We start from the raw sequence: 21,922 nt of genomic DNA on the forward strand, positions 1-21,922 counted from the left end.
GGTTTTTTAATCTCTGTAGACAAGTCTCTGAAAAACAAGGGGTTTGTCGACATCCTGAAGAGAGTGCCGTAATGGCACTCTCTTTATCTTTTTCGATGGTGATTAGATTGAATCCATTTGAAAAAAAGCAAGCAAGCTGATTGCACATATAGATAAACGGTGAAAGAGTAGAACAGATTCCATCCTTTGTACGTAAAAACACCAAAACAGACAAAGATCCATTCAAAGCAGATGCCAAAAAATGAGCTAATCAGCACATAGAGCGCGGTGGAGATACCTCTAATGTGCAACCGTTCGTAAAGATATATATATAAGTAGGCAAAGGGCGGATAAATGAACTGCAATACAACATCCATCAATTCGACCTTAGGGGTATCATTGATATCGTAATAATCGAAAGGGGCTTCCCCGACCAGGACATCCATGATTTTGGCGGAGGTGAGGCCAAATACCAGGATCATGATGATGATTGTGGGCGGAAATTTTCTTCTTAAGGGGATGAGTAGTGCGTTGCTACAGATGAGCGTAACAATAATAAACCATTCCCTACTACCGAAGTGTTCAGGCAGGGGCAGGATGCTCATCGGGGGTACACTTCTTTCTCGGTTAAATGACGAAACCCTTTCATGATTAATAAACATACGAGAAGGAATACGAACCAAGCGGCTATCAATCCTGTTATCTGCCAGTTTGTAAATATCAGAATACCGACCGATCGTAGCGCAGCATCAATGAAAGCAAGAATAAGCGCGCAAGCAAATGCCGCAAAAATTTTCACTAAAAACGTATGCAATTTTAAGTAAATCTGCAGAAAAAATAAGATGAGAACAGGATATAGGATAAAGCGGATAAACATATATGAAATGGCTTTCTCGCTATCAGTTGAGACTGAAATCAGATTCAAATTCGCGGAGATGATGCCGAACACCACGATGTGCAAGTATACCACGATCATAAAATTAAAAATAAGTTCGTTAATGAGCATGTTTTTAGGCAATAAAACGATGACCATAAGAACAATGATCGTAGCAGATAGGCAGGTTGCAAGTATCATAAGGCGCTCGTCTCTTTCGTGTATAAAAGTAAGGGTTTACCATAGGATCGCCCAGTTGGAAAATCCTTATTCTGGATGGGTACCCTCACAAAATCTAGAGGAGAAGCCGAATATATTAAAAGTAAGATTTTAAAGGAGGTAAATTATAAAATGAGAAAAAAATGGTTAGTCATCGCATCCTGTGTACTGGCAACAAGCCTAATGGCGGGATCGGCATTGGCAAAAACGGAAAATGGCAATGGCGCAGTGAAGAAAGCGGAAGTATCAGATGAGGGCAATGCTGGTTCGGTAAAAGTAAACGTTGATCTCAAGGTGAAAGTTGATGAGAAAGAGACCGTTACATCCGATACTTATGGAAGTCAAGGTCACAATGGATACAAGGGACTGCTCAACGCGATCAATAATGTGAAGGACAAGCCTGCCGGGGCTGTTATTGCTGATCTTCTATTGACGAAGTACGAAACTCACCTTACAGCTGAAATGAAAGCTGAACTTGAGGCGATTAAAGAGAAGGACGCGGCTTTGTCGGCAGTTGCCGATATGTTGGATAAGAACGGAAGCGTAACTGATGCGGTTTATGTGCAAAAAGAAGCGATTACCGCTAATATTACCAATCTTGATTCTTACAAAAAGCTCGGCAAATTGTATGAGAAACTAGGAAAAAAAGGCGTGAAATTGTATGTGAACGGTGAAGAGCCTTCTTTTGAAGTAGCTCCGTTCATCCGCGAAGGCAACACGTTAGTGCCGTTCCGGGCTATTTCCGAGGCTTTAAAAGCAACTGTGAGCTGGAACGCAGAAGAGCGTTCGGTTACCGTTACACGCGACGGTATCACAGTGAAACTCTTCATCGATAGCAAGACTGCTACAGTCAACGGCAATGAAGTGACGTTAGAGGTTCCGGCGGCTATTGAAAACGGCAGCACGGTTGTGCCTGTTCGTTTTGTGAGTGAAGCCTTAAAGGCAGCCGTGAAATGGGAGTCCGAAACGCAATCCGTAGTCATTTACGAGGAATAGTCAAGTTTGATTAAAAGCCAAGAGCCATCGAGTTAGTTGATGGCTCTTTTTACTTTTTTGGTGGCATGATGACGGATTAAAATGATGTAAATCACGTCGAGAATCAGGATGAGAATATATAAAATCAATAGAAGTATCGATTTTGGATAAAGGGAATAAAACAAGATGGACGCGCAAAGCGTTCCGGCCAATTTGGAATAACCGATATAAATGGATTGCCCCAGCGTTCCTTGTCTTATCAGCATGACAATAAAGAGTAAAGACATCATAAAATTCATACCGAATCCGGAATACTTCCCCTCCCAATCATGAAATTCCAATGTGATCCCTAGATTAATAAGAAAAGCAGCGGCAAGTGAAGAAAACAAGATGGCGTATTTATATCTGAAAGCGGAAGGGAATATCCCCTTGGAATACCGTATGAATAAAAGCAGGATGATACAGTCTAACCCAAACCAAATGACATTAATCGTAAATTGGACCGGTTCGTAAGGGAACATAAAGGAAAATATAGCTTCCCATGTTATATTCGCACATAATGCAGCAAAGGGTATACCGACTTTACGGTCTTCCAAGCTTTTCAAAATGATCAGGATATAGGTGATTGTCCAAAAAAAGCCTAAACCCATTTGCAGAAGCCGTTCAACGGGGAAAGGAAGCAGTTGCTCCATCATATTCTTTCACGTCCCTTTATGAATGTTAGTAAGACCATATGATGAATCCGGACGAGTTATGAGTCGAATTTAAGAAGCTGGCACCCGTGAGGGTGCCATTTGCTATTGTATAGCGTTATTCCCTCTTCTCGCGCTTAGGTGCTTTCTTTGCTTTGGAGCATGTCAGGCAGTACCGCCGACCGTAGGATTTGGCATAGGTGACGATTTTTTTAATGATGGCCTTATCTTCCAATTTAGTGAACGGACAAGGGTCGGGACACGTGTTTACTTCCAAAATCCATGGCGTCAGGCTGCTGTCTACGGCGATATCGAGTCCGAGTTCATTCATGGCCGGATAGGTGCGGCTGAACTGTGCGGCTGTTAATCGGGCCAGATGATGCATCTTCCGAATAAGGTCATCTGTCTTTTCTTTTCCTGCTTCCGGTTCAATCAGGTCGATCGCAGAGAAAATCGTGCCGCCCTGGCTTCCGTTCGTTACTGCTTTACGAGGATGGGCGACACGTCCAGCCGTTCCGGTACACTCCCACTTGCCTTTTGGATTTTTCTGAATCATAACGCGAAAATCGAAGGGGCGCTCTTCATGCCGAAGCACGTGGATGCCTTTTTGAATTAAATAGGGTTTATGCCCGATGCGCCGCTGTATCGACTGGAACAGGTCATGAAATGTCTTGAAAATCAATGCTCGTCGGCCGCTTTGATATTGGAAAGCATCCTCTTTCTTCTCAACCCGCATGACACCAATGCCCAGCGATCCCCGGTCGGGTTTCACATACACCATTCCGTAGCGCTTCAGCATGGCATATAGCCGATTGCGGCTGAAGGGGCGAGTAGTAGGGATATGCTTTGCCAATTCCCGATTGTGCAGCAAGAGTCGGGTCTTGACCAGTTTGCTGGATACATATTTTTGCGTATTCTGCATGGACCATAACCTCCTTTTCCATGAATAACTAATTATTTATCATCATACGGAAATGTCTGAATATAGGTGATAACTGGGAAAAGAACGCTGCGCTTGCGGGACGCATATGGTATATAGACAAAAGTCCTGATGAAATCGGGAGGAAGGCAGCGGTGTCCATGCAAACAAGTCTTCAGGAAATTCAGGAAACAATCGGTCGGATGGAACGACAGTTTCCTTGGTATAAGGAACAAGTTGCCTTTCAACGAGGGAAGCGGGTAGGGGATGCAGCTTTGGAGAGTTTGCCTCTGATTACGGCTTCCATGTTGGAGGCGCACTATTATGCAGCGAATAATCCTATGGCGGAGCGCATCGATCTCCATCGTTATCGGACTTCGGGTACAAGTTCCGGTCGGCGCAAAACGATTTTTTACTCGGAGTCCGATGAAGAAGCTTATATGCGGATCAAGCTCGAGGTTTTCCGCACCATTCTTGGAACGGGTACATATCGGACAGCGCTGGCCGATATGGGTACAGGGCATGCGGAGGCGACAGCTGTAGAAGTATTTCGCCGATTGGGCATGGAAGTGGAGTCATTGTCGTTTCAATTGCCCATTGAACAGCATATCGAACGGTTAGCGAGCTTTAAGCCAGAAGTTCTATATACGATGCCATCGATTTTGGATCGCATACTGCTTGCATCGGGCGACCCGGCAGCATACGGAATCCGCCATATCATTCTGGTCGGGGAAATTGCTTCACCGGGCTGGAGAAGCCGTGTGGCGGAACGGATGGGTATTGGCGTGGAGCAAATTACGGATACGTATGGCTCCATCGAGATTGGGACAATCGCTTATTGGTCCCATGTGCATGGCAGATATTTGTTTGCAGAGGGAATCATTGCCGAAGGGGCCGGCACGGATGCGCTTGGGGAAGATTTGGAGCCGTTGTCGGACGAGAAGGAGCAGGTGCTTATCTTGACGTCGACAGTGAGAGATTCCTTTCCTGCTCTGCGTTATGTGACCTACGATGTTGTGCGTGACCTGCGTCCCATCCTGGTGAATGGCTCACTTAGGCAGAGCTTTCAAAGCATGGTGAAAAGAATCGGACCGGATCTAAAGCACGGTGAAAAAATTAGCATTTACGACATCGAGGATGTGGTCTACCGCCATCTGAGCGAAGCGAACGTCCGGGTAAAAGTATCGGGGAATTTGCTCCAAGTGTATGTGTATAGCCCAAATGCGGCTCCTACCGTACTAGCGAGCATTCGAAACGATTTGGAGCACCGGATTCCCGAAATAGGCACGATGATTCAGTCCCGAATTCTTGAGGGGATTCAAGTCAACGGGGCTGCTTTTGACGATTCGCTTACGCGGAGTGCAGTTAAAAACAAAAAAATATTTTATACGTAAAGGAGGGATGCATAATGAAACTCGAGGGAGGTATCGCTCAGGCGATCGGCCGTACGCCGCTTATTCGACTTCAGCAGCTGTTCCGCGAGGAGCCGTTTCAAGTATTCGGCAAGCTGGAGTGGATGAATCCCGGCGGGAGCGCCAAAGACAGGCCTGCCTTATATATGATCCGGGAGGCCATACGGCGTGGGGAGATTACAAGCGATAGCGTCATCGTGGAATCCAGTTCGGGCAATCTGGCCATTAGCCTTGCACAGTTGTGCTGCTATCTGGGGCTTCGGTTTATTTGTGTCGTGGATCCGCGTACTACAGAGCAGCATAAGCAGATTATCCGCAGCTTCCACGGGGAAATCGATGTGGTGACGGAGCCGGATGCGGAGACGGGGGAATTCCTGCCGGCGCGAATCCGAAGGGTAGGGGAACTGGTCCGGCAAATACCGAAGGCTCACTGGACCAATCAGTACGGTAACCCAGACAACGCTTTAGCCCATGCGGAGACGACAATGCAAGAAATCGGGGAGCAGCTCGGGCCGATCGATTATTTGTTTTGCGGTGTTAGCTCATGCGGAACGATTCGCGGATGTATGGAAGCGATTCGCAGCCGTCAGTGGCCTACGAAGATTGTTGCGGTGGATGCGGAAGGCAGCGTCATTTTAGGAGGGGAGAAGGGTCCCAGGCGATTTCCCGGGCTAGGTGCCGGGATCACGCCCGGTCTTTACCGGCATGATGTGGCGGATCTCGCCCTGCATGTATCCGACGTCGACTGTGTACGTGGCTGCCGTGAGTTGGTGCGCTATGAAGCGATTTTGGCAGGGGCCTCGTCGGGAGGCGTGATTTCGGCTGTGCGCAAGCTGAGCGACAGCATACCCGATGGAGCCATTTGCGCCGTGATCCTGCCGGATCGGGGCGAGCGGTATTTGAATACGGTCTATAATGATGAGTGGGTAAAGCAGGAACTTGGCTATGATCCCGGCTCCTTCAGCGGAGGATTAAGCCATGATTTATTTGCATGATGATCATATTCGTCAGATCGGCACCGATTGGCGACAATTAACCGACATCATCCGGGATGTGGTGCGGATTAAAGATAACGGGGATTGCGTGTATCCTTTGAAACCCTATTTGCGATTCCGCGAGCCGGCCAATCGGATTATTGCCATGCCGGCTTTTGTCGGGGGCGATATTCATTTAGCAGGGATCAAGTGGATTGCCAGCTTTCCGGGTAACGGTCGCTTGGGCTTGCCAAGGGCGCATAATACGATCATATTAAATCATCCTGCTACTGGGGAACCTGTTGCATTTATCCACAGCGGTTTGCTAAACGGGTTACGGACAGCTGCAGTCAGCGGAGTGATGCTTGATGCTTATTGCGCAGCTAAACAGCCATCGGAGCTGCGGCTAGGGATCATCGGATGGGGGCCCATTGGTCGCTTGCATCTTGATATGTGCGCCGACTTGCTAGGGGAGAAATTGAAGCGGGTCATGATATTTGACTTGAAAGGGATTGACCTGCGCACGATACCTGAAGGCATTCGAGCGATTACCGAAATTGTCGACGATTGGAGATCTGTATACAGAGCTGCCGACGTGTTGGTTACTTGTACAGTGGCTACGGAAAGATATATCGACGAGGCGCCGCCTGTTGGATCGCTGCTGCTCAATGTATCGCTTAGGGATTATAAACCGGAAGCCGTGGCACAGGTGAAGGCGGTCATTGTCGACGATTGGCGCGAGGTATGCCGGGAAAATACGGACATAGAGCTGCTGCATCTCCGGTATGGTTTGAAGGAATCCGGCGTCCGTACGTTATCGGATGTCGTTTGCCGTGACGGACTGGCTGAAATCGCTGCAGAGGAACCGGTTTATTTCAACCCGATGGGCCTCGGCATATTCGATATTGCCGTGGCGGGTTTCTATTGGCGAGAAGCAATGCGGCTCGGAATGGGTGTGGAGCTTGGAAGTTCTCGCTAGCCGTTGAGAGAATCAGGGGGTGCGCTGGCCTTTAGAGGCGGCGCCCTTTTTGTGGTACAGGAAATTGAGAATTCATTTTCGAACTACATATTTGTTCGTGGGCGTGTGGCTGATGTTTATTCTTAGGGGGTCCGTCTACAGGTTGATTTGTTCCTTTATCCACATTTTTGCCCACAATGTCCACAGATGCCAAAGTCCTGCTGTGCATAACTTTCCTTAGAGATGTCAACATATCCACAACTCGATATATCCACAAGTAAATGAATGGGACTAGATGACCTCAGCTTTATTGGTATGGTAAAATATTCCCATAAATTATAAGATCAGAAGAGAGGGAGCTTTAATTAAACGAGAACATGGCATTTACTCATCCGAACGTATGGTTACTTATTTCGACGCGATATTTGCGATCGCATTAACGCTGCTGGTTATCGAAATTAGAATACCGGAGCACTCGCAACATGAAAATCTGTTGATGATTCTAGGGCATGAGTGGCCCAAGTTCATTAGCTTTCTGATCAGTTTCATGATCATTTCCGTTGTCTGGTTCAATCATCATACGATGTTCCATTACATCAAAAAGATCGATCATATGCTCATATTATTGAATATGGTCTTACTTCTGAATGTCATAGCGATTCCATTTTGTTCATCAATCCTTGGAGAGTTTGCCGAGGCGGGCGACGAGAATTCCAGAATTGCAGCGCTTGTTTACGGCGGATGGATTACGCTGGGGGGAATCCCTTTTAATTTAATCTGGAATTATGCGCTGAAGCACAGAGAGCTTTTACACGATGGCTGTGATATGGATGATTTATTCAACATGAAGAAGCATTTTTTCCGGGGACCTTTTTTATACTTATTTGTAACTTTGTTGGCCTTGCTGAATGCCTGGGTCAGCATCCTTGGATTTGCTTTCCTTATCATTCTTTACTTCTTGCCTGCGACGCTTTGGATTAGGAAAGAGAAGCGAGGAATTTCCAATTAAATCTGATTCATAAAAATTTTAAGCCAACTTTTATCTCGGATTCAGCTTCCATTCTCAGTTTGTTCATAATTGGGGTGTAAGCTTGTTTCGAAGGATAAGGATAGGAGTGGGCAAGAGATGATGATAAAAAAATTAGCCGGTCTGTGTGTCATTATTCCAATGTTACTAAGCGGTTGCGGTAACCAGCCGTCAGCAGGAAGTGCAGCTGCTGCAGCAAGTACGGAGCAGCCAGCGCAGCAGCAAAGCCAGAATCCTGCGGCAAGTTCCAAGCCAGGCGGTCAGAATAGACCCGCGATGAGTCAGCAGCAGCGCCAAATGTTTGGAACGTTCCAAACGCTGCTCCAGATGGATAAAGCCGAGGGGCTCGCCATTACGAAGGAGCAAGCGCAGGATATGCTGCCGACGGCTCAAGATATCGTCACCAAGGGCGAGCTGACCGACGATAGCAAGACGAAGCTGCTTGAAAAGCTAACGGATACGCAGAAGAAATTCGTCGAGGATGCGGCAACGCGCATGAATAACCGAGGCAATGGCGGCAATGGCGGCAATGGCAAAAAGAATGCGGATGCCGCAGGTTCGGTGAAGAATGCCGATCCATCCGCCCAACCGGATGCAACTCAGCCGCAGGACGCAGCAGGGAAAGATCAAGGCCAGCAGCCAACCCAAGGACAAGGTCAAGGCAATGGCAAGCAGTCTGGCACTCCAGGCAACGGAAACGGAAATGGAAATCGCCCGGCCGGCGAGAAGCGAGATCCGGGTAAGCAATTGATTGAGCTATTACAGAGTAAAGTGAATTAATGGACTTAGAAGAGCCCCGCTTAAGGCAACTTAAGACAGGAGGCTCTTTTTATTTTATAGAAATAATGCATGAATCCGATTTGGTGTAAATAGGGATCTCCTTCAATCTTTCTGAATCTTAAATGTGCTATAATCTTCTTAGATTTTCCAAACAGCAGAAAACAAAGAAAAAGGGGCGTAAACAATGAATCGTAAAAATGTGATCACAATGGCTGGCTTATTCGTGCTAGGACTGGTTGGCGGAGCTGGTCTTATGTTGAATAACACAGCCTACAACGCGGTTAAGCAAGCAGTTGGCGGAGAGAGTACGGTAAACGCTGTAGGAAATATTCAAGGCGCAGCTGGCACCGTGAATATCAACGTGCAATCCATGGATTTAGAAACGGCGATGATGGCCGTTCAATCCAACCGGGCAAATTTATTGGAGGAGCAGCTCAAAACGCAAATCGAGGAGGTTCAAAAGAAAAATAAGCAAATTGCATCGCTGAATGATTTGCTGGCAGCTTTGAAATCGATTAGACCTGCGAATGCGAATGATGCTGTGGCATTATCGGCCGACATCACAAGCAAATTTGCGGCGGCAGGCGTTACGGCTCCTACTGCCGCTAAGCTGAAGCAAGGGGAAATCGACAAACAGATGGACACCATTCGCGGGCAGATCGACAGCATGAGTAACTCGCAACAGATGGATATGCTTCGCTTGCAATCGTTGTCAAATAAACGCAATGAAGCCTTTGACTTGATGACGAATTTCATTAAGAAGATGGCGGATAGCCGCAGCAGCGTTATTGGCAACATGAGATAGTGCAATGCAATCCATTGCCATATTGTTAAGAGATCAACCGCTTCTATATGGAGTGCCGTTTCACGAGCTGGAGACCGCTGCAGCCAAGATGGAAACATTAGTTGTTCCTGCCGGGGGGCGATTGATCGAAGAAGGCGCGTTAGAAGAGACTTGTTACCTGATCACTGGCGGCCAAGTGCGCGTCGTGACGAACAATTTAATCGGGGAAGAAGTGACGCTTGCAGAGTTCGGTCCCGGATCGGTAATCGGAGAAATCGGACTGTTGTGGAACGAGCGCCGAACCGCGGGTGTGATGGCTTTATCGGAGGTTACTGCCGTATGTTTGCGGCGGGAGGCGTTCGCACAATTGGCGGAGGCAAGTCCATTATTCTATGAAAGTATTCGCATGTTCGCGGAGATTCGGTATGTGCATGGTCTGCTGCGCAAAGCTTCGATCTGGGCGCCGATTCCGGATTCGGAGCTTCGCGGCTTGGCTGAAATTACAGTAAGGCGGCAAGTCCGGCGCGGTGATGCCGTGATTCGCGAGGGTGATGCGTCCGAATACTTATATATGATCGGCTCGGGTCGCTTTGAAGTCAGCGCATCCGGCCGCAGGATAGCGGTACTCAGTGCAGGTGATTACTTCGGGGAATTGGCGCTCATGTCGGATACTCCGCACGCTGCGATGGTTAAAGCTCTAGAGGATGGCGAGCTGCTCTTGATGGGAAAAGCCGAATTTGCGTATGTTTTGCAGCAATATCCGCCGATTTTGCACCAATTTGCTGAGGTTGTCCACATTCGGCGCCCGGATATAACGCTGTCAGATTGGTATGCATCTCGATTATCGATCATGAGCGATGTGCCGGATCCGTCTTCGTCCGAGAAACAGCCGGATCCCGACTCCATGATGTCGGCCAGGTTGAAACGGTACTGGGTAGACGGGATGTTGGGTATGAGCGGCTTGTTCATCTTGCTGACGGTGATGTCGATTTGGCAGAGCCATCCGATATGGCATATAGCGGCGCTTGTCGTCGGGGGCTTCGTAGGACCGGTTTCGTTCGTCCTGTATATGAGAAGCGCCCAATTGTTAGGATTCGGTTTCTCACGCTTAGCCTGGATATTCGTTGCTACTGCAATTGTCGCTATCCCATTAGCCTGGTGGCTGGAAAGACTGTGGGTTTTTCAGGGAAGCGCGGAGGCTTCCTTCGGCCATTGGCAAGCTCCGCTAGCGGTGGCCGTCATCGAAGAAATAGCCAAACTGCTAATCTGCAGTTGGCTGTTGAGGTTGAAGCGGCATCGCTTCTTAATGGATGCAGTCGTGTTCGGTGCGGCCGCAGGGATGGGCTTTGCTGCTGTGGAGAGCGTTATTTACGGCTGGTCGCATTGGTCGAACGGCTCGACGATCAGTATGCTGGCGGTATTAGCCGTAAGAGCGCTGCTCTCCCCCTTTGGCCACGGGACGTGGAGCGCCATTGCCGCCGTAGGGCTATGGTATGTACTGACGAAGGGACAGCTGCTTCGCTGGCAGTCTGCACTTCTGGCGATGAGCTTTTTTGCCATCGCTTTGCTTCTACACTTCTTGTGGGATTATCAAGTGGCTAGCGGCTTCTGGCGCATGCTCCTCATGCTAGCTGTAGGCGCAGCAGGCCTTCTCGTCCTTGCCGCGCTGCTTCGCTCAGGCCGCTATGCAGAGCAGCAAGCGCTGCTGCGCATGAACCCCGGGCTGGAGCCGACCGTGCCGTCGGCTGCCAGGCGTGCGGAGCAGCTGCAGTGCGAGGCATGCGGCACGCAGTCGCCGGCTGTTGCGCGCTACTGCGCACGCTGCGGGCAGTCCTTGCGCCTGCGCGCATGAACAAGAGCACCGTCCCGGAAGGGATCGGTGCTCTTGGCTGTTGTAGAACCTTATACCCGCTGAAGCGTTAGATGCCAGCTGTCGGAGCGGCTTAAAGATCGGGTGTTTCTAGCTGTGTTCACTGCACTGACGAGTAGAAAAATCGTAACCGCAGACCCGGTCGTATTGTTAAACAATACTTTATTGGGTCTCAAATCCCCAGAGCCACCTCTTGCGATAAACGTACCAGGAGAGGGCTGCGCCTCAATTTTAATAGCGAAAGCATCATTGTTAAATAAAAAGTTAAGATCCCTCAAAATGAGCTTTTGTCGATTTGGTACGTTGATCACGATTTGCTGGAGCAAGATCGTTTTACGAGCTCCCACAGCAATTGAAGCATTTCCGCCGACGATGCCATTAAGTTGAAACAAATTGTCCACCCCCAAAGAACTTGTACGAACTTGCAATTTAGCATATTCAACAAGTTCTCATAAGGAGAGGGTGAAAGCATATCATTCGGTGAAAATGGTGTACTGCCTTTTAGGGTTACGCTACATATTTCTCGAGAAGGTTCCAGTAATTCTCTTTCCAACCGTTCGCCAGATGCTCGCCTTGACCTTCCGGAAAACCGCTATGGTCAAAAATCAGCAGGGTGTCGGCGCCGTGCTCCTTAAGTTCGAATTTGACGATCGAATAGATGCCAGCTTCCCAATTTGCCGCTCGCCATGCTTGTACGATTCGCTCATTAGGGATAAGTTCAATATTCCGGCCTACGATCATACCTCCGAAACAAGAGAAGGTTCCTCCGGCTTCCGGGCTAATATCGGTTGGAGCGCCTCCTGTGACCTGGCTGAATTGCTCGGAAACGGTCAACGCTTCATAAACGCGAGCGGGGCTTGCTTTAAACGTAACTTCTTGATGGATTGATGTGATAGACATCCTTGCGTTCCTCCCATGTAGATGTTGACAGTAGTGATATCGAGCGAGGTATTAACCGGCAACGCTTAACTGCTTGTCCTTATTGATCAACCATTCTTCCAGTTGTAATACCGTCATGCTCTTCAGCATATCGGCATGGTCATGAATGGCATGGTGCCACATAGCAGCTTCAACCTTGTAGCGATTTTCGTCCTTAGCTGTAAATCCGCAATTGCAAGATAATGTAGTCATTATATAATCTCCTTTTATTCCAAATGGTGGTTTAATGCATAGCCTTAACGGACCAAGGATCGATGCCAGGATCCCGGCCTTCCGCCAAAGTTTGAAGGCGCACGGTGTAGTGACTCCAGCCCTGCACGTGAGAAGCGACTTCTTCGACCGGCAGGCCGTAATGCGTCAGTATGAGAAGTGTGCCATTGTCCTTAGGCGCAAAGCGGAACTCCACCGTGCTTGAACCGGGAGGAACAATCTTCGACTTCTCCCATCCCCAGCTCATCACAATCTTCTCGTTAGGGATGATTTCTTGATACTCGCCCATGGCAATGTCATGGCCATTGACATCAATGCGGTACTTACCGTTGATAGCGGGCTCGAGCAAAATATGGCTGCCCATCCAACGCACCATTTTTTCCGGATCGGTAAAAAAGGTGAACAGGATCTCCGGACGGCATTCGATGAACACCTCTTTGACGATCTGTTCGTTATTTTGAATCTGACTCACGTTGTTTCTGTCTCCTTTCTTCCTCTTCTGCAGCTTCCTTCAGGCGCATCAAGCTATCATCCCAGAAACGGTCGATATACTGTTTCAATTCGGCAAATCCTTCCCTCCTAATGGAATAATACCGTTTGGTTCCGTCTCTCCGGACAACGACCAGCCCGGATTCCTCAAGAACCTTGAGATGCTGCGAAACTGCTGGAGCTGAAATGTCAAAGTGTGAGGCAATGGCGCTTGAGGTAAGCTCCTCATTGCGAACGAGATATAGAATATCCCGGCGCCGCGGCTCGGTAATGGCGTGAATGACTTTTTCGATCATGCGATTATTTTAGCATACACTTAATTAAGTGTAAACTTAAATTATGTTTTTTTGGTTTGTTATATTTTGGCTTAGGTTAGTGAAATTATTTATGGATTACTTAATTTACAAAGTGTAAATTACTTCACAATTTAGTCATTTGGTTGTATAATGAAACTGTTCTTAAGAAGATCAAATATCCAAAATTCCAGAAGGAAAGGTCTGATATACAATGGGACGTTTAAGTGGAAAAGTAGCGATCATTACTGGCGCAGCGCTCGGTATGGGTGCGGCGGAAGCGAAGCTTTTTGCTGAGGAAGGCGCTAAAGTGGTAGGCACGGATATCAAGGACGATGTGCTGCAGGAGGTCATCGCTGAAATCAATGCAAGCGGCGGCGAAGCCATCGGCTTTAAGCATAATGTCGCTTCAGAGGAAGAGTGGAAGCAAATCATTCAAGAAACGGTGAACGCTTTCGGTAAAGTGGACATTCTCGTGAATAATGCGGGCATTTCTTCCACGAAGACGATCGCGAATATCGAGATGAGCGAATGGAATCGCGTGATGGATATTAATTTGTCGGGGTGTGTGCTTGGGATGAAATATGCCATTCCTGAGATGCAAAAAGCGGGCGAAGGCTCAGTCGTTAACATTTCTTCCATCGGCGGCATCGTCGGTATGGCCGGATCAAGCCCTTATACAGCAGCCAAAGGCGCACTGCGTGCCTTGTCCAAATCTGCCGCGGTAGAGTATGCGAAGCAGAACATTCGCGTCAATTCCGTGCATCCGGGCATTATCGTCACGCCGATGACGGAGCCTTCTATGAAGGATGCAATGCCGTATTACCAAACGTTTACGCAGCTTCCTTACTTCGGCAAACCGGAAGATGTCGCTTATGGCGTCTTGTTCCTAGCCTCTGATGAATCCCGCTTTATGACAGGCTCGGAGCTTGTTATTGATGGCGGTTGGACTGCGCTTTAAAATTTAGAAAATGAAAAACCTCCAAATCCTGCTTAAAAACGCGGTTTTGGAGGTTTTTTGCTTTACGACACCTCTACAGGTGCCCGCCTTTTCGAACAGGGATTTGTTTATAGGGTCCCCGGATCGACAGGTTCATCAGATGAGCGGCGATTTCCTCTTCGGCATATGGCATATTGTTAGCGATCCACCAAATGACGACTTCCAGGAAAGCAGACTCTACATACTTGACGACAATTTCTCTAGTAGCGGTTAAATTGCGGTCATCCGGTTCGGTGAAATCCACTCCTCGGGATATGAACTCATGGATGACCTGTTGAAGCGAGGCGGCGAAATAAGGCACCCGATTTCGAACCAAGAGCGCGTAATAGACATAGAAATTCTCCGCGATTTGATGAAACAACCGCACGAAGCTGGGATGCGGCTTCCCGCTTAGCATGTCGAATTCAGCGGGATCGCTGTCAGTAGCGAACAGCATTTTATGCCGCAGATCCTCCAAGATTTCGTCAATATACGTTTCGACAAACGTTTGCTTATCTTCAAAATGCAGATAGAACGTGGCTCGTTTGATGGTAGCGCGGTCTGAAATTTCTTGCACCGTGATCGACTCGAAATCCCGTTCCTCCATTAATTCAATTAGTGCTTTCCTTAGCAGCTGGTGCGTCCGGACGACGCGAGGATCTTTTTTCTTCATGTTCATTTGGTGTGATCCTTACTTGGTTTAAAGGGTTTTTATTCAAAGAGCATTGTATCGCGTTTGCCATGGTCTGTAAAATGCTTAGCAAAAACATTTCGGGGGAGACGGAGTTCCGTCGCTCGATGATGAAACGGTTTGCCCAGCGGGTGCCTCTTCAAAGGCGACAAGCGCGTGAGTGGCATGGCTAAGTATAGCGCCTGCACGGGTAGAAGCGGCTACTAAGACTGCTTCGAAAATTTCTTCGCGCGTCCCCCCGAGCGCTTTGTATTTTTTTACATGGTTATCGATACAGTAAGGGCAGCCGGTTACATGAGCAACAGCGACGGCGATGAGCTCTTTCATTTTCAAAGGGATCGACTCCGAAGTGTGGTAGATATCCTTCTCGAAAGATAGAAAGGAAGCGGCGGCTTGCGGTGCAAGCTTCATAAGATCAGGGATTCGATTTAAATTAGAGCTGTCGTAATAAGGGTTCACGGTTATACCTCCCATAATTAATTCATCGATTTACGTATGATTTTATGGGATATCTGCCGCGAGTTCTGTGATAAAATCACACTTGCTGCTCCAAAATATCAATCAGAATGCCGCGGTTCTCGATTGTAATTTTTCCTCTGCTTAATGCGATAGCGCCTTTATTCGCGAATTCGTTCAAAATCCGTGTGATGACTTCACGGGCGCTTCCCAGTTCAATTGCCAGCCGCTCGTGCGTGATTCTTACCGAGGCACTGGAGGCTGTAGAGGATGCGATCAAATATTCTGCAACGCGGTAGGGAATGGATTGAAATGCAACGTTCTCGAGCAGAGTCGTCACGCTTGTCATTCGCTCTACAAACTGCTTGTAGATGAACTTTCGTACAGAAGGATAGGTGTCCATCCAAGCGCGAAATAAAGCGACGGGAAGCAGCAAAACATCCGTTTCGGTTTCAATTGAGACTGAAGCTTCATACTCCGTTTCGCCTAAAATGCTGGCCATCATAAGCACACAGCATTGGCCGCTGTGCACACGATACAACGTGATTTCTCTGCCGGCCGCGCTTAATTTGTATACGCGGACCCATCCGCTAAGTATAAACATGGCATGATCCAACACATGCCCTTCACGGATGTTATGCGGAGTGGAGGGCTGAGCGGTTAACGTTTCGGCGAATTGCCAATCGGTATGCGGGATATTTGCGAAGCAAGGGAACGCCTCTCGGATTTGCTCAATCTGCTGCTCGTTCATAGATAAGCTCCTTAATGGATGAGGATTTATTGTAATTCTGCACAAAGTACCCGAGTCCCTTCCAGAAATTACCCTGCGCCAGCCGCTGATGATTTTCACATAATCACTGTCCGCAAAGTGGCATATTAGTATCAAATCCACTGACACAGGGAGGAAAATGTCTCATGAACTACATACGTATCATAGTGATGGTAATAGCTATGCTGTTGGGGCAAGCAACACTTGCCTCTGCAGATGGAACTTACCATTTTGGCTTTAAAAAAGCTTCAAAAGGGCAGCTTCCCTCAATTGATGAGGAAGGCTTTAAGCCGCTTCTCCAGAAATATGGCGCTATTTTTACAGGAGACTTGGCGGCCAAAGAGCTTTATTTGACCTTCGACAATGGGTACGAGCAAGGCTATACCGGCAAAATTTTGGACGTGCTCAAGGAAAAGCAGGTGCCGGCAATCTTTTTCGTAACAGGGCATTATATCAAGACGGAGCCGGATTTATTGAAGCGCATGGCGCAGGAAGGCCATCTTATCGGCAATCATTCGTGGAGCCATCCGGATATGAGCCAAATATCCCCGGACCGTATCCAAAAGGAACTGGATCAGGTCAAAAGCGGTGTGGAAGCCGCAACGGGACAGAAGGAAATGCGCTATCTTCGCGCTCCGCGGGGGATTTTTAACGACCGGTCCTTGGCTGTCAGCAAGCAATTGGGCTATACGAATGTGTTCTGGTCCATCGCGTATCGGGACTGGGAACCGAAAAATCAGAAAGGTTGGCAATACGCTTATCAAAATGTGATGGCGCAGCTGCACCCGGGAGCTGTCATCCTGCTGCATTCGGTCTCCAAAGATAATACGGAAGCACTCGGTAAAATTATTGATGATGCGAGAAGCCAGGGCTACCAGTTCAAAAGCTTGGATGAGATGAAGATCCGTACGCCGTAGCATCCATAAGAGCATGAGATAAGACAGGCACCCTAAAAGGTGTCTGTTTGGCATTCCTCAAAGTCGGATTCTGAGCTACAATAGAATCATAGTTTTGTAGTAGAGGAGGGCCGCTCGTGTCTTTCGTATTCAATGCCCATGAATATCCGGAAACACCGGGTTGTTACCTGATGATGGGCGAGGCGGGAAACATACTCTATATCGGCAAATCTATTAATCTGCGCAATCGGCTGCGCTCGTATTTTCAGCATTCCGATACCCGCAGGAAGATCCGGCAAATGGTCCGGGAAATCGCCAAGATTGAAGTTGTGCTCGTGAATAATGAAGCGGAGAGCTTGCTTCTTGAAAATAATTTGATTAAGCTTCACAAACCGCCTTATAACCGAGCCTTAAAAAAAGAAAAAAGCGGCTATGCCTACCTGCAGCTAACCAGAGAGCCTTTGCCAAGGATAGAAGTCTATTATCGGAATCAGCGCTCATTACCGGAAAAGGAAATGGTGTCGAGGGGCGCCTATCAGCGGCTTGGTCCCTATAAAAGCAGAAGGTTTCTTGAAGCGCTTATGGAATTTGTGACGAATCATTATGGTCTGCGTTCTTGTATGACGCTGCCCAAGCAGGCCTGCTTGCTCTACCATATTGGCAAATGCAGTGGCGTCTGCGCGGGTCATATTTCCCAAGCGGAATATGTGGATAGAGCTCATCAAGCCGCAGCTATGCTGGCCAATGAAGGACGAGCTCTGATCGAGGCAATGACGGCCAAGATGGAGGCCTACGCCGAGAATCTTCAATTCGAAAAAGCTCAGAATATGCTCCTCCATATTCGCAATTTGGAGCAAGTCCCCGAGAAGCAAATTGTCGACCGCGAGGATATGATCAACCAGGATGTTATTTATTTTGGGGACCGAGGCGTGATCGTAGCCAAAGTCCAGGAAGGCATGCTTCGTGAATTCCAACTATTTGAAATGGATACGGCCATACAAGGTACTGAGTGCGATCGGTTTCTTTTATCCTTATACACAGAACAGTGGCCGGATGAAATTATTCTTAATACGATAGGCGATATCCGCCAGGTACGTGCATTCATGCGTCGAAGAGGGGCCAAGAATCTTGCGATTACGCTGCCCAAACGTGGCGTCAAACACGATCTGCTTCAGCTTTGCAAAAACAATTACGAGTACCGAATGAGCGTACAAGTGTAAAATCTATGTAACAAACCCCTGCCGTTTCCGGTAGGGGCTTGATGTTTTATGCGTCTTTATTTAGATAATTCTCAATCGCTGCTTCCGATTTCTTTTGCTGCAGCCAGGTTGTGGAGAGCGTCGATATTTGTTGATTGGTCAGTGTTTGCTTAATTTCTGCTTTCTTTTCGTCCAGTGTAGGGGTAGAAGCGGCTTTATGGTCAGTTACCCGAATGATGTCATAGCCGTTTGCCGTTTGAATGGGGGCGCTTGTTGAGCCCGGTTTCAAGGCGAAGGCCGCGGTTTCAACGGCAGGATCAATACTTCCGCTCCCGCTGGAGATATACCCCAGATCTCCGCCTTTATCTTTAGTGGCTGTATCCATGGATTTCTCCTTCGCCAGAGTCGCGAAGTCCCCTCCATTTTTCAATTCTGCCGCGATGGCATCCGCTTCTTCCTTGGTCGCAACGGTAATGTGGGACGCTTGAATCTGTTCAGGCGTTTTCAAAGATTCAAGATTTGCATTATAGTACTGTTTAATCTGATCATCGGTGATTTTCACTTGAGGTGATAAAATCTTATTCAAAAGAACCTGCGTTTTTAGATTTTTTTTCAAGTCGTCCAATGTCATTCCATAGGAAGTCAATGTTTGTTGGAACTCACTATCGGAAGCAAACGATTTCCGGACGGATGCAAGTTCATTATTAATATCATCATCCGTGGCTTGGATACCTGCCTTCTTGGCTTCCTGATTAATAATTTCATCGCTGATCAAAGAATCGAGCGTTTGCTTCCCGCCGCTAGTCAGCATGGCATCATAGAGCTGGGTATTGCTTATATTGACGCCATTTACCTTGGCTACGGGCGTTTCTTTCAAGGTGCTGGCGCTTTTCAGAACTGGGGGGAAGAAAATCGCATAGATAATAAGTGCAACGATCAATAGGCTTGTTATTACAACCCATTTTCGATCTGCTTGCTTAATATTCATTTATTTGTACTCCCTTCTTAATCCGCGAGATGTAAATCTTTCTGAAACCATTATGCCTAACGATCCTGAAGATGAGTTGAAAGCAAACTGAATGTTTGGTGAATGCAGGCCCTTAATTTGACATGGGGGTTTTGAATTTAATTTGTATGCAAATTAATTGTTGACAATGTTAAATGGAGTTGTTAAGATGTAATCATAAAGATTGTTAACAATTAAATAGGAAACAAATAATGTGTAATTGATGACCGAAGATAGCATTTATCAGTAAAAGGAGGAGATGGATATGCATCACAAAGCAATCATTATCGGAACCGGACCTGCGGGGCTTACCGCTGCTATATACTTGGCCCGCGCCAACCTTTCGCCGCTCGTGATTGAAGGGGTTCAACCCGGAGGACAGCTGACAACGACAACTGAAGTGGATAATTTCCCAGGCTTTCCGGATGGAATTATGGGACCGGAGCTCATGGAGAACATGCGCAAGCAGGCATTGCGATTCGGTGCCAACATCGTCTCGGGCCGGGTTGTAGGCGTTGATTTATCCAACCGCCCTTTCACTTTGTCCTTAGAGGGTGGCGGTGAGTTGACGGCTGATTCCGTCATTATCTCCACGGGAGCATCCGCCAAGAAGCTTGGCATTCCCGGAGAGAACGAAAACATCGGCCGCGGGGTCAGCACATGCGCAACTTGCGACGGGTTCTTTTTCCGGAATAAGAAGATCATCGTCATCGGCGGAGGCGACACGGCTATGGAGGAGGCGCAGTTCTTAACGAGATTCGCATCCGAAGTGCGCGTCGTTCATCGGAGAAATGAACTGAAAGCATCAAAAATCATGCAAGACCATGCCCGCGGCAATCAGAAAGTTGCTTGGAGTTTAAACCGGACACCGCTTGAAGTCGTTTCGGGTCCACTCGGTGTAATAGGACTGAAAGTGCTGAACAACGCTACCGGGGAGGAAGAAGTTCTGGAGGCAGACGGTATTTTCCTCGCGATCGGTCATACGCCAAATACAGGTTTTCTCGATGGCCAATTGCCAACCGATGAGCTTGGCTACCTGAAAGTCATTCCGGGAACCTCACAGACTGCAGTGCCGGGGGTGTTTGCCTGCGGAGACGTACAGGACCGCATTTATCGTCAAGCTATCACATCTGCAGGGAGCGGCAGCATGGCAGCGCTGGATAGCGAAAGATTCCTTTCGGAATTGCAGTTTCACGAGACAGTCGTACAGATTTAATTCACATATAAAACAAATAGGAGGCTTTTAAACATGACACAATTACAAGAACGCACAGGGGTAGCGACATTAGGCGGAAATCCGATTACATTACTGGGGCCGGAGCTTAAAGCAGGGGATCAAGCGCCAAACTTTACAGTGAACAAAGATCTGATGACCGAAGTCAGTCTTTCGGATTATGACGGTAAAGTGAAATTGATTTCGGTCGTTCCATCCCTCGATACGGGGACTTGCGATGCGCAAACGCGCCGGTTTAATGTTGAGGCTGCCAAACTGGGTGACAATGTCGTGATCCTTACGATCTCGGTGGATTTGCCTTTTGCTCAGAGTCGATTCTGCTCGATTGCCGGCATCGATAAAGTCGTTGCGCTTTCCGATTACAAACACCGCGCTTTCGGTGAGGCGTACGGGGTATTAATTAAAGAAGTTCAGCTGGATCAACGGGCTATCTTCGTGTTGGATGCCGACAATAAAGTTCGCTATGTGGAGTATTTAAAAGAAATGAGCGCGCATCCGGATTATGAAGCTGCATTGGATGCTTTGAAAGAGTTAGTATAAGGAGAAAGTAAAAAGAAGGCTCTACCCATTGTCGGATTTCGGCATGGGTAGAGCCTTTTTAACTGGAGTAAGTTATTGAAACGAAGGCTTGGGTTTCGCAGTAGACGTTACCCGGGCAGCTTGCGGGCTTTTGCCGCTTTCCTTCGTGTTGCGGGTTTTGATTTTATTTTTCCAATAACTCATAATGATAGATGTAATCGCGATGGATAGAATCGAGTACATCCCTTTCAGCAGGCCTGCGGTCGATAAGCTGATCAATACAACCAGACAATCGATGGCAAAATTGACCTTGCCCGGGTCCCAGTTCAACTTACGCTGCAGGTAGAGTGCGAGAATTTGCGCCCCACCCAGCGAGGAGCCGTTCATGAACAGCAAGCTGACGCCAAATCCGATACTGACGCCGCCGAAGACAGCGCCTACGATGTCCGAAGGGTGGCAGCATATGGTCCACTAGAGTCGTCATGAGAGTTAGCGTAATAACGGAGCCGATGGAGTAGAGGGTAAATCTCCAACCCATGGTCATCGCCGAGAAGAGGAAAAAGGGAATATTCAATGCCAGGAACGCTGTCACGAAAGGGAAGTGAAGCACATAGGACAGGCTGAGCGCCAGCCCAGCGGTACCACCGGTTACGGCGTGCGTGTGCTTGAGTACAATTAGCCCGATCGCCGTAAGCATACAGCCAAGCAGTATGCACATACATTTACGCATCATAATCAGCTCTCCAATCTGGAAATTCGTGTATGAATCATGGAAATTT

The 21,922-nt window shown here is 47.9% G+C and carries 26 protein-coding genes and 1 pseudogene; 13 read left to right on the forward strand and 14 right to left on the reverse strand.

Features of this window, described 5'->3' with window-relative positions; all coding sequences use genetic code 11:
* Positions 1–580: 580 nt before the first annotated feature.
* Entirely contained in the window at positions 581–1,054 is a 474-nt protein-coding gene (locus ACFQZT_RS09885) for a hypothetical protein (RefSeq protein WP_379299144.1), read from the reverse strand.
* A 150-nt stretch (positions 1,055–1,204) separates the two neighbouring features.
* Between ACFQZT_RS09885 and ACFQZT_RS09890 the strand changes: the two genes are divergently transcribed.
* Complete coding sequence (locus ACFQZT_RS09890; RefSeq protein ID WP_379299146.1) at positions 1,205–2,068, forward strand: copper amine oxidase N-terminal domain-containing protein; 864 nt, start codon at positions 1,205–1,207, stop codon at positions 2,066–2,068.
* 32 nt (positions 2,069–2,100) lie between these two features.
* On the opposite strand, the gene ACFQZT_RS09895 is transcribed toward ACFQZT_RS09890, so the two are convergent.
* Together ACFQZT_RS09895 and ACFQZT_RS09900 are read right to left on the reverse strand one after the other, a co-directional pair.
* The gene (locus tag ACFQZT_RS09895) at positions 2,101–2,742 is read right to left on the reverse strand and encodes a transmembrane-type terpene cyclase (protein WP_379299148.1); all 642 of its coding nucleotides are present in this window, start codon (positions 2,740–2,742) and stop codon (positions 2,101–2,103) included.
* A gap of 115 nt (positions 2,743–2,857) precedes the next feature.
* A complete protein-coding gene (locus tag ACFQZT_RS09900) occupies positions 2,858–3,661 on the reverse strand; it encodes a YheC/YheD family protein (RefSeq protein ID WP_379299150.1) in 804 nt (267 codons plus the stop codon).
* Between the two features lie 158 nt (positions 3,662–3,819).
* On the opposite strand from ACFQZT_RS09900, the gene ACFQZT_RS09905 reads away from it, so the two are divergent.
* The 7 genes from ACFQZT_RS09905 to ACFQZT_RS09935 all read left to right on the forward strand — a co-directional run bounded on the left by ACFQZT_RS09905 (position 3,820) and on the right by ACFQZT_RS09935 (position 11,445).
* Positions 3,820–5,052 carry a phenylacetate--CoA ligase family protein gene (locus ACFQZT_RS09905; protein ID WP_379299615.1) on the forward strand — a complete coding sequence of 411 codons (1,233 nt, stop codon included), beginning with the start codon at positions 3,820–3,822 and terminating at the stop codon, positions 5,050–5,052.
* Positions 5,053–5,066: 14 nt separating this feature from the next.
* Positions 5,067–6,065: a 2,3-diaminopropionate biosynthesis protein SbnA gene (sbnA, locus tag ACFQZT_RS09910; RefSeq protein WP_379299152.1), complete on the forward strand. Its 999-nt coding sequence runs from the start codon at positions 5,067–5,069 to the stop codon at positions 6,063–6,065.
* Positions 6,049–7,023, forward strand: a complete 975-nt coding sequence (locus ACFQZT_RS09915) for a 2,3-diaminopropionate biosynthesis protein SbnB (RefSeq protein ID WP_379299154.1) — start codon at positions 6,049–6,051, stop codon at positions 7,021–7,023. Before sbnA ends, ACFQZT_RS09915 begins: the two co-directional genes overlap by 17 nt.
* Before the next feature lie 379 nt (positions 7,024–7,402).
* The gene (locus ACFQZT_RS09920; RefSeq protein WP_379299156.1) at positions 7,403–8,011 is read left to right on the forward strand and encodes a TMEM175 family protein; all 609 of its coding nucleotides are present in this window, start codon (positions 7,403–7,405) and stop codon (positions 8,009–8,011) included.
* 117 nt (positions 8,012–8,128) lie between these two features.
* Entirely contained in the window at positions 8,129–8,809 is a 681-nt protein-coding gene (locus tag ACFQZT_RS09925; RefSeq protein WP_379299158.1) for a hypothetical protein, read from the forward strand.
* 184 nt (positions 8,810–8,993) lie between these two features.
* Positions 8,994–9,614: a hypothetical protein gene (locus tag ACFQZT_RS09930; protein ID WP_379299160.1), complete on the forward strand. Its 621-nt coding sequence runs from the start codon at positions 8,994–8,996 to the stop codon at positions 9,612–9,614.
* 4 nt (positions 9,615–9,618) lie between these two features.
* Positions 9,619–11,445 (forward strand): cyclic nucleotide-binding domain-containing protein, encoded by a 1,827-nt coding sequence (locus tag ACFQZT_RS09935; RefSeq protein ID WP_379299162.1) that lies wholly within the window; start codon positions 9,619–9,621, stop codon positions 11,443–11,445.
* 50 nt (positions 11,446–11,495) lie between these two features.
* Here the strand turns inward: ACFQZT_RS09935 and ACFQZT_RS09940 are convergent, their stop codons facing one another.
* The 5 genes from ACFQZT_RS09940 to ACFQZT_RS09960 form a co-directional block, all read right to left on the reverse strand.
* On the reverse strand, positions 11,496–11,855 hold the full coding sequence (locus ACFQZT_RS09940; RefSeq protein ID WP_379299164.1) for a hypothetical protein: 360 nt from the start codon (positions 11,853–11,855) through the stop codon (positions 11,496–11,498).
* Positions 11,856–11,970: 115 nt separating this feature from the next.
* Complete coding sequence (locus ACFQZT_RS09945) at positions 11,971–12,363, reverse strand: SRPBCC domain-containing protein (protein WP_379299166.1); 393 nt, start codon at positions 12,361–12,363, stop codon at positions 11,971–11,973.
* A 51-nt stretch (positions 12,364–12,414) separates the two neighbouring features.
* Complete coding sequence (locus tag ACFQZT_RS09950) at positions 12,415–12,594, reverse strand: hypothetical protein (RefSeq protein WP_379299168.1); 180 nt, start codon at positions 12,592–12,594, stop codon at positions 12,415–12,417.
* Between the two features lie 31 nt (positions 12,595–12,625).
* On the reverse strand, positions 12,626–13,084 hold the full coding sequence (locus tag ACFQZT_RS09955; protein WP_379299170.1) for an SRPBCC family protein: 459 nt from the start codon (positions 13,082–13,084) through the stop codon (positions 12,626–12,628).
* Positions 13,065–13,397 carry an ArsR/SmtB family transcription factor gene (locus ACFQZT_RS09960; RefSeq protein WP_379299172.1) on the reverse strand — a complete coding sequence of 111 codons (333 nt, stop codon included), beginning with the start codon at positions 13,395–13,397 and terminating at the stop codon, positions 13,065–13,067. Before ACFQZT_RS09960 ends, ACFQZT_RS09955 begins: the two co-directional genes overlap by 20 nt.
* A 211-nt stretch (positions 13,398–13,608) precedes the next feature.
* Here ACFQZT_RS09960 and ACFQZT_RS09965 point away from each other — a divergent pair, with 211 nt between their 5' ends.
* Positions 13,609–14,355 carry an SDR family NAD(P)-dependent oxidoreductase gene (locus tag ACFQZT_RS09965; RefSeq protein ID WP_379299174.1) on the forward strand — a complete coding sequence of 249 codons (747 nt, stop codon included), beginning with the start codon at positions 13,609–13,611 and terminating at the stop codon, positions 14,353–14,355.
* A gap of 73 nt (positions 14,356–14,428) precedes the next feature.
* Here the strand turns inward: ACFQZT_RS09965 and ACFQZT_RS09970 are convergent, their stop codons facing one another.
* From ACFQZT_RS09970 to ACFQZT_RS09980, 3 genes are all read right to left on the reverse strand, one after another.
* A complete protein-coding gene (locus ACFQZT_RS09970) occupies positions 14,429–15,052 on the reverse strand; it encodes a TetR/AcrR family transcriptional regulator (protein WP_379299176.1) in 624 nt (207 codons plus the stop codon).
* A 78-nt stretch (positions 15,053–15,130) separates the two neighbouring features.
* Complete coding sequence (locus ACFQZT_RS09975; protein WP_379299178.1) at positions 15,131–15,523, reverse strand: carboxymuconolactone decarboxylase family protein; 393 nt, start codon at positions 15,521–15,523, stop codon at positions 15,131–15,133.
* A gap of 76 nt (positions 15,524–15,599) precedes the next feature.
* Positions 15,600–16,271, reverse strand: a complete 672-nt coding sequence (locus ACFQZT_RS09980; RefSeq protein WP_379299180.1) for a Crp/Fnr family transcriptional regulator — start codon at positions 16,269–16,271, stop codon at positions 15,600–15,602.
* Positions 16,272–16,435: 164 nt separating this feature from the next.
* On the opposite strand from ACFQZT_RS09980, the gene pdaA reads away from it, so the two are divergent.
* Together pdaA and ACFQZT_RS09990 are read left to right on the forward strand one after the other, a co-directional pair.
* On the forward strand, positions 16,436–17,206 hold the full coding sequence (gene pdaA, locus ACFQZT_RS09985) for a delta-lactam-biosynthetic de-N-acetylase (RefSeq protein WP_379299182.1): 771 nt from the start codon (positions 16,436–16,438) through the stop codon (positions 17,204–17,206).
* Positions 17,207–17,322: 116 nt separating this feature from the next.
* Positions 17,323–18,405, forward strand: coding sequence for a GIY-YIG nuclease family protein (locus tag ACFQZT_RS09990; protein ID WP_379299184.1), 1,083 nt, complete (start codon positions 17,323–17,325; stop codon positions 18,403–18,405).
* Positions 18,406–18,451: 46 nt separating this feature from the next.
* Here the strand turns inward: ACFQZT_RS09990 and ACFQZT_RS09995 are convergent, their stop codons facing one another.
* On the reverse strand, positions 18,452–19,372 hold the full coding sequence (locus tag ACFQZT_RS09995) for a peptidyl-prolyl cis-trans isomerase (RefSeq protein ID WP_379299186.1): 921 nt from the start codon (positions 19,370–19,372) through the stop codon (positions 18,452–18,454).
* 283 nt (positions 19,373–19,655) lie between these two features.
* On the opposite strand from ACFQZT_RS09995, the gene trxB reads away from it, so the two are divergent.
* A complete protein-coding gene (gene trxB, locus ACFQZT_RS10000; protein ID WP_379299188.1) occupies positions 19,656–20,606 on the forward strand; it encodes a thioredoxin-disulfide reductase in 951 nt (316 codons plus the stop codon).
* 33 nt (positions 20,607–20,639) lie between these two features.
* Positions 20,640–21,164 (forward strand): thiol peroxidase, encoded by a 525-nt coding sequence (gene tpx, locus ACFQZT_RS10005; protein ID WP_379299190.1) that lies wholly within the window; start codon positions 20,640–20,642, stop codon positions 21,162–21,164.
* 72 nt (positions 21,165–21,236) lie between these two features.
* On the opposite strand, the gene ACFQZT_RS10010 is transcribed toward tpx, so the two are convergent.
* Complete coding sequence (locus ACFQZT_RS10010; protein ID WP_379299192.1) at positions 21,237–21,530, reverse strand: YitT family protein; 294 nt, start codon at positions 21,528–21,530, stop codon at positions 21,237–21,239.
* Positions 21,531–21,657: 127 nt separating this feature from the next.
* A pseudogene (locus ACFQZT_RS10015) lies at positions 21,658–21,876 on the reverse strand (YitT family protein); the annotation flags it as partial.
* Positions 21,877–21,922: the final 46 nt, after the last annotated feature.

Origin of the sequence: Paenibacillus sp. GCM10027628, assembly GCF_042676385.1 — a bacterium.
Classification (GTDB): domain Bacteria; phylum Bacillota; class Bacilli; order Paenibacillales; family NBRC-103111; genus Paenibacillus_E.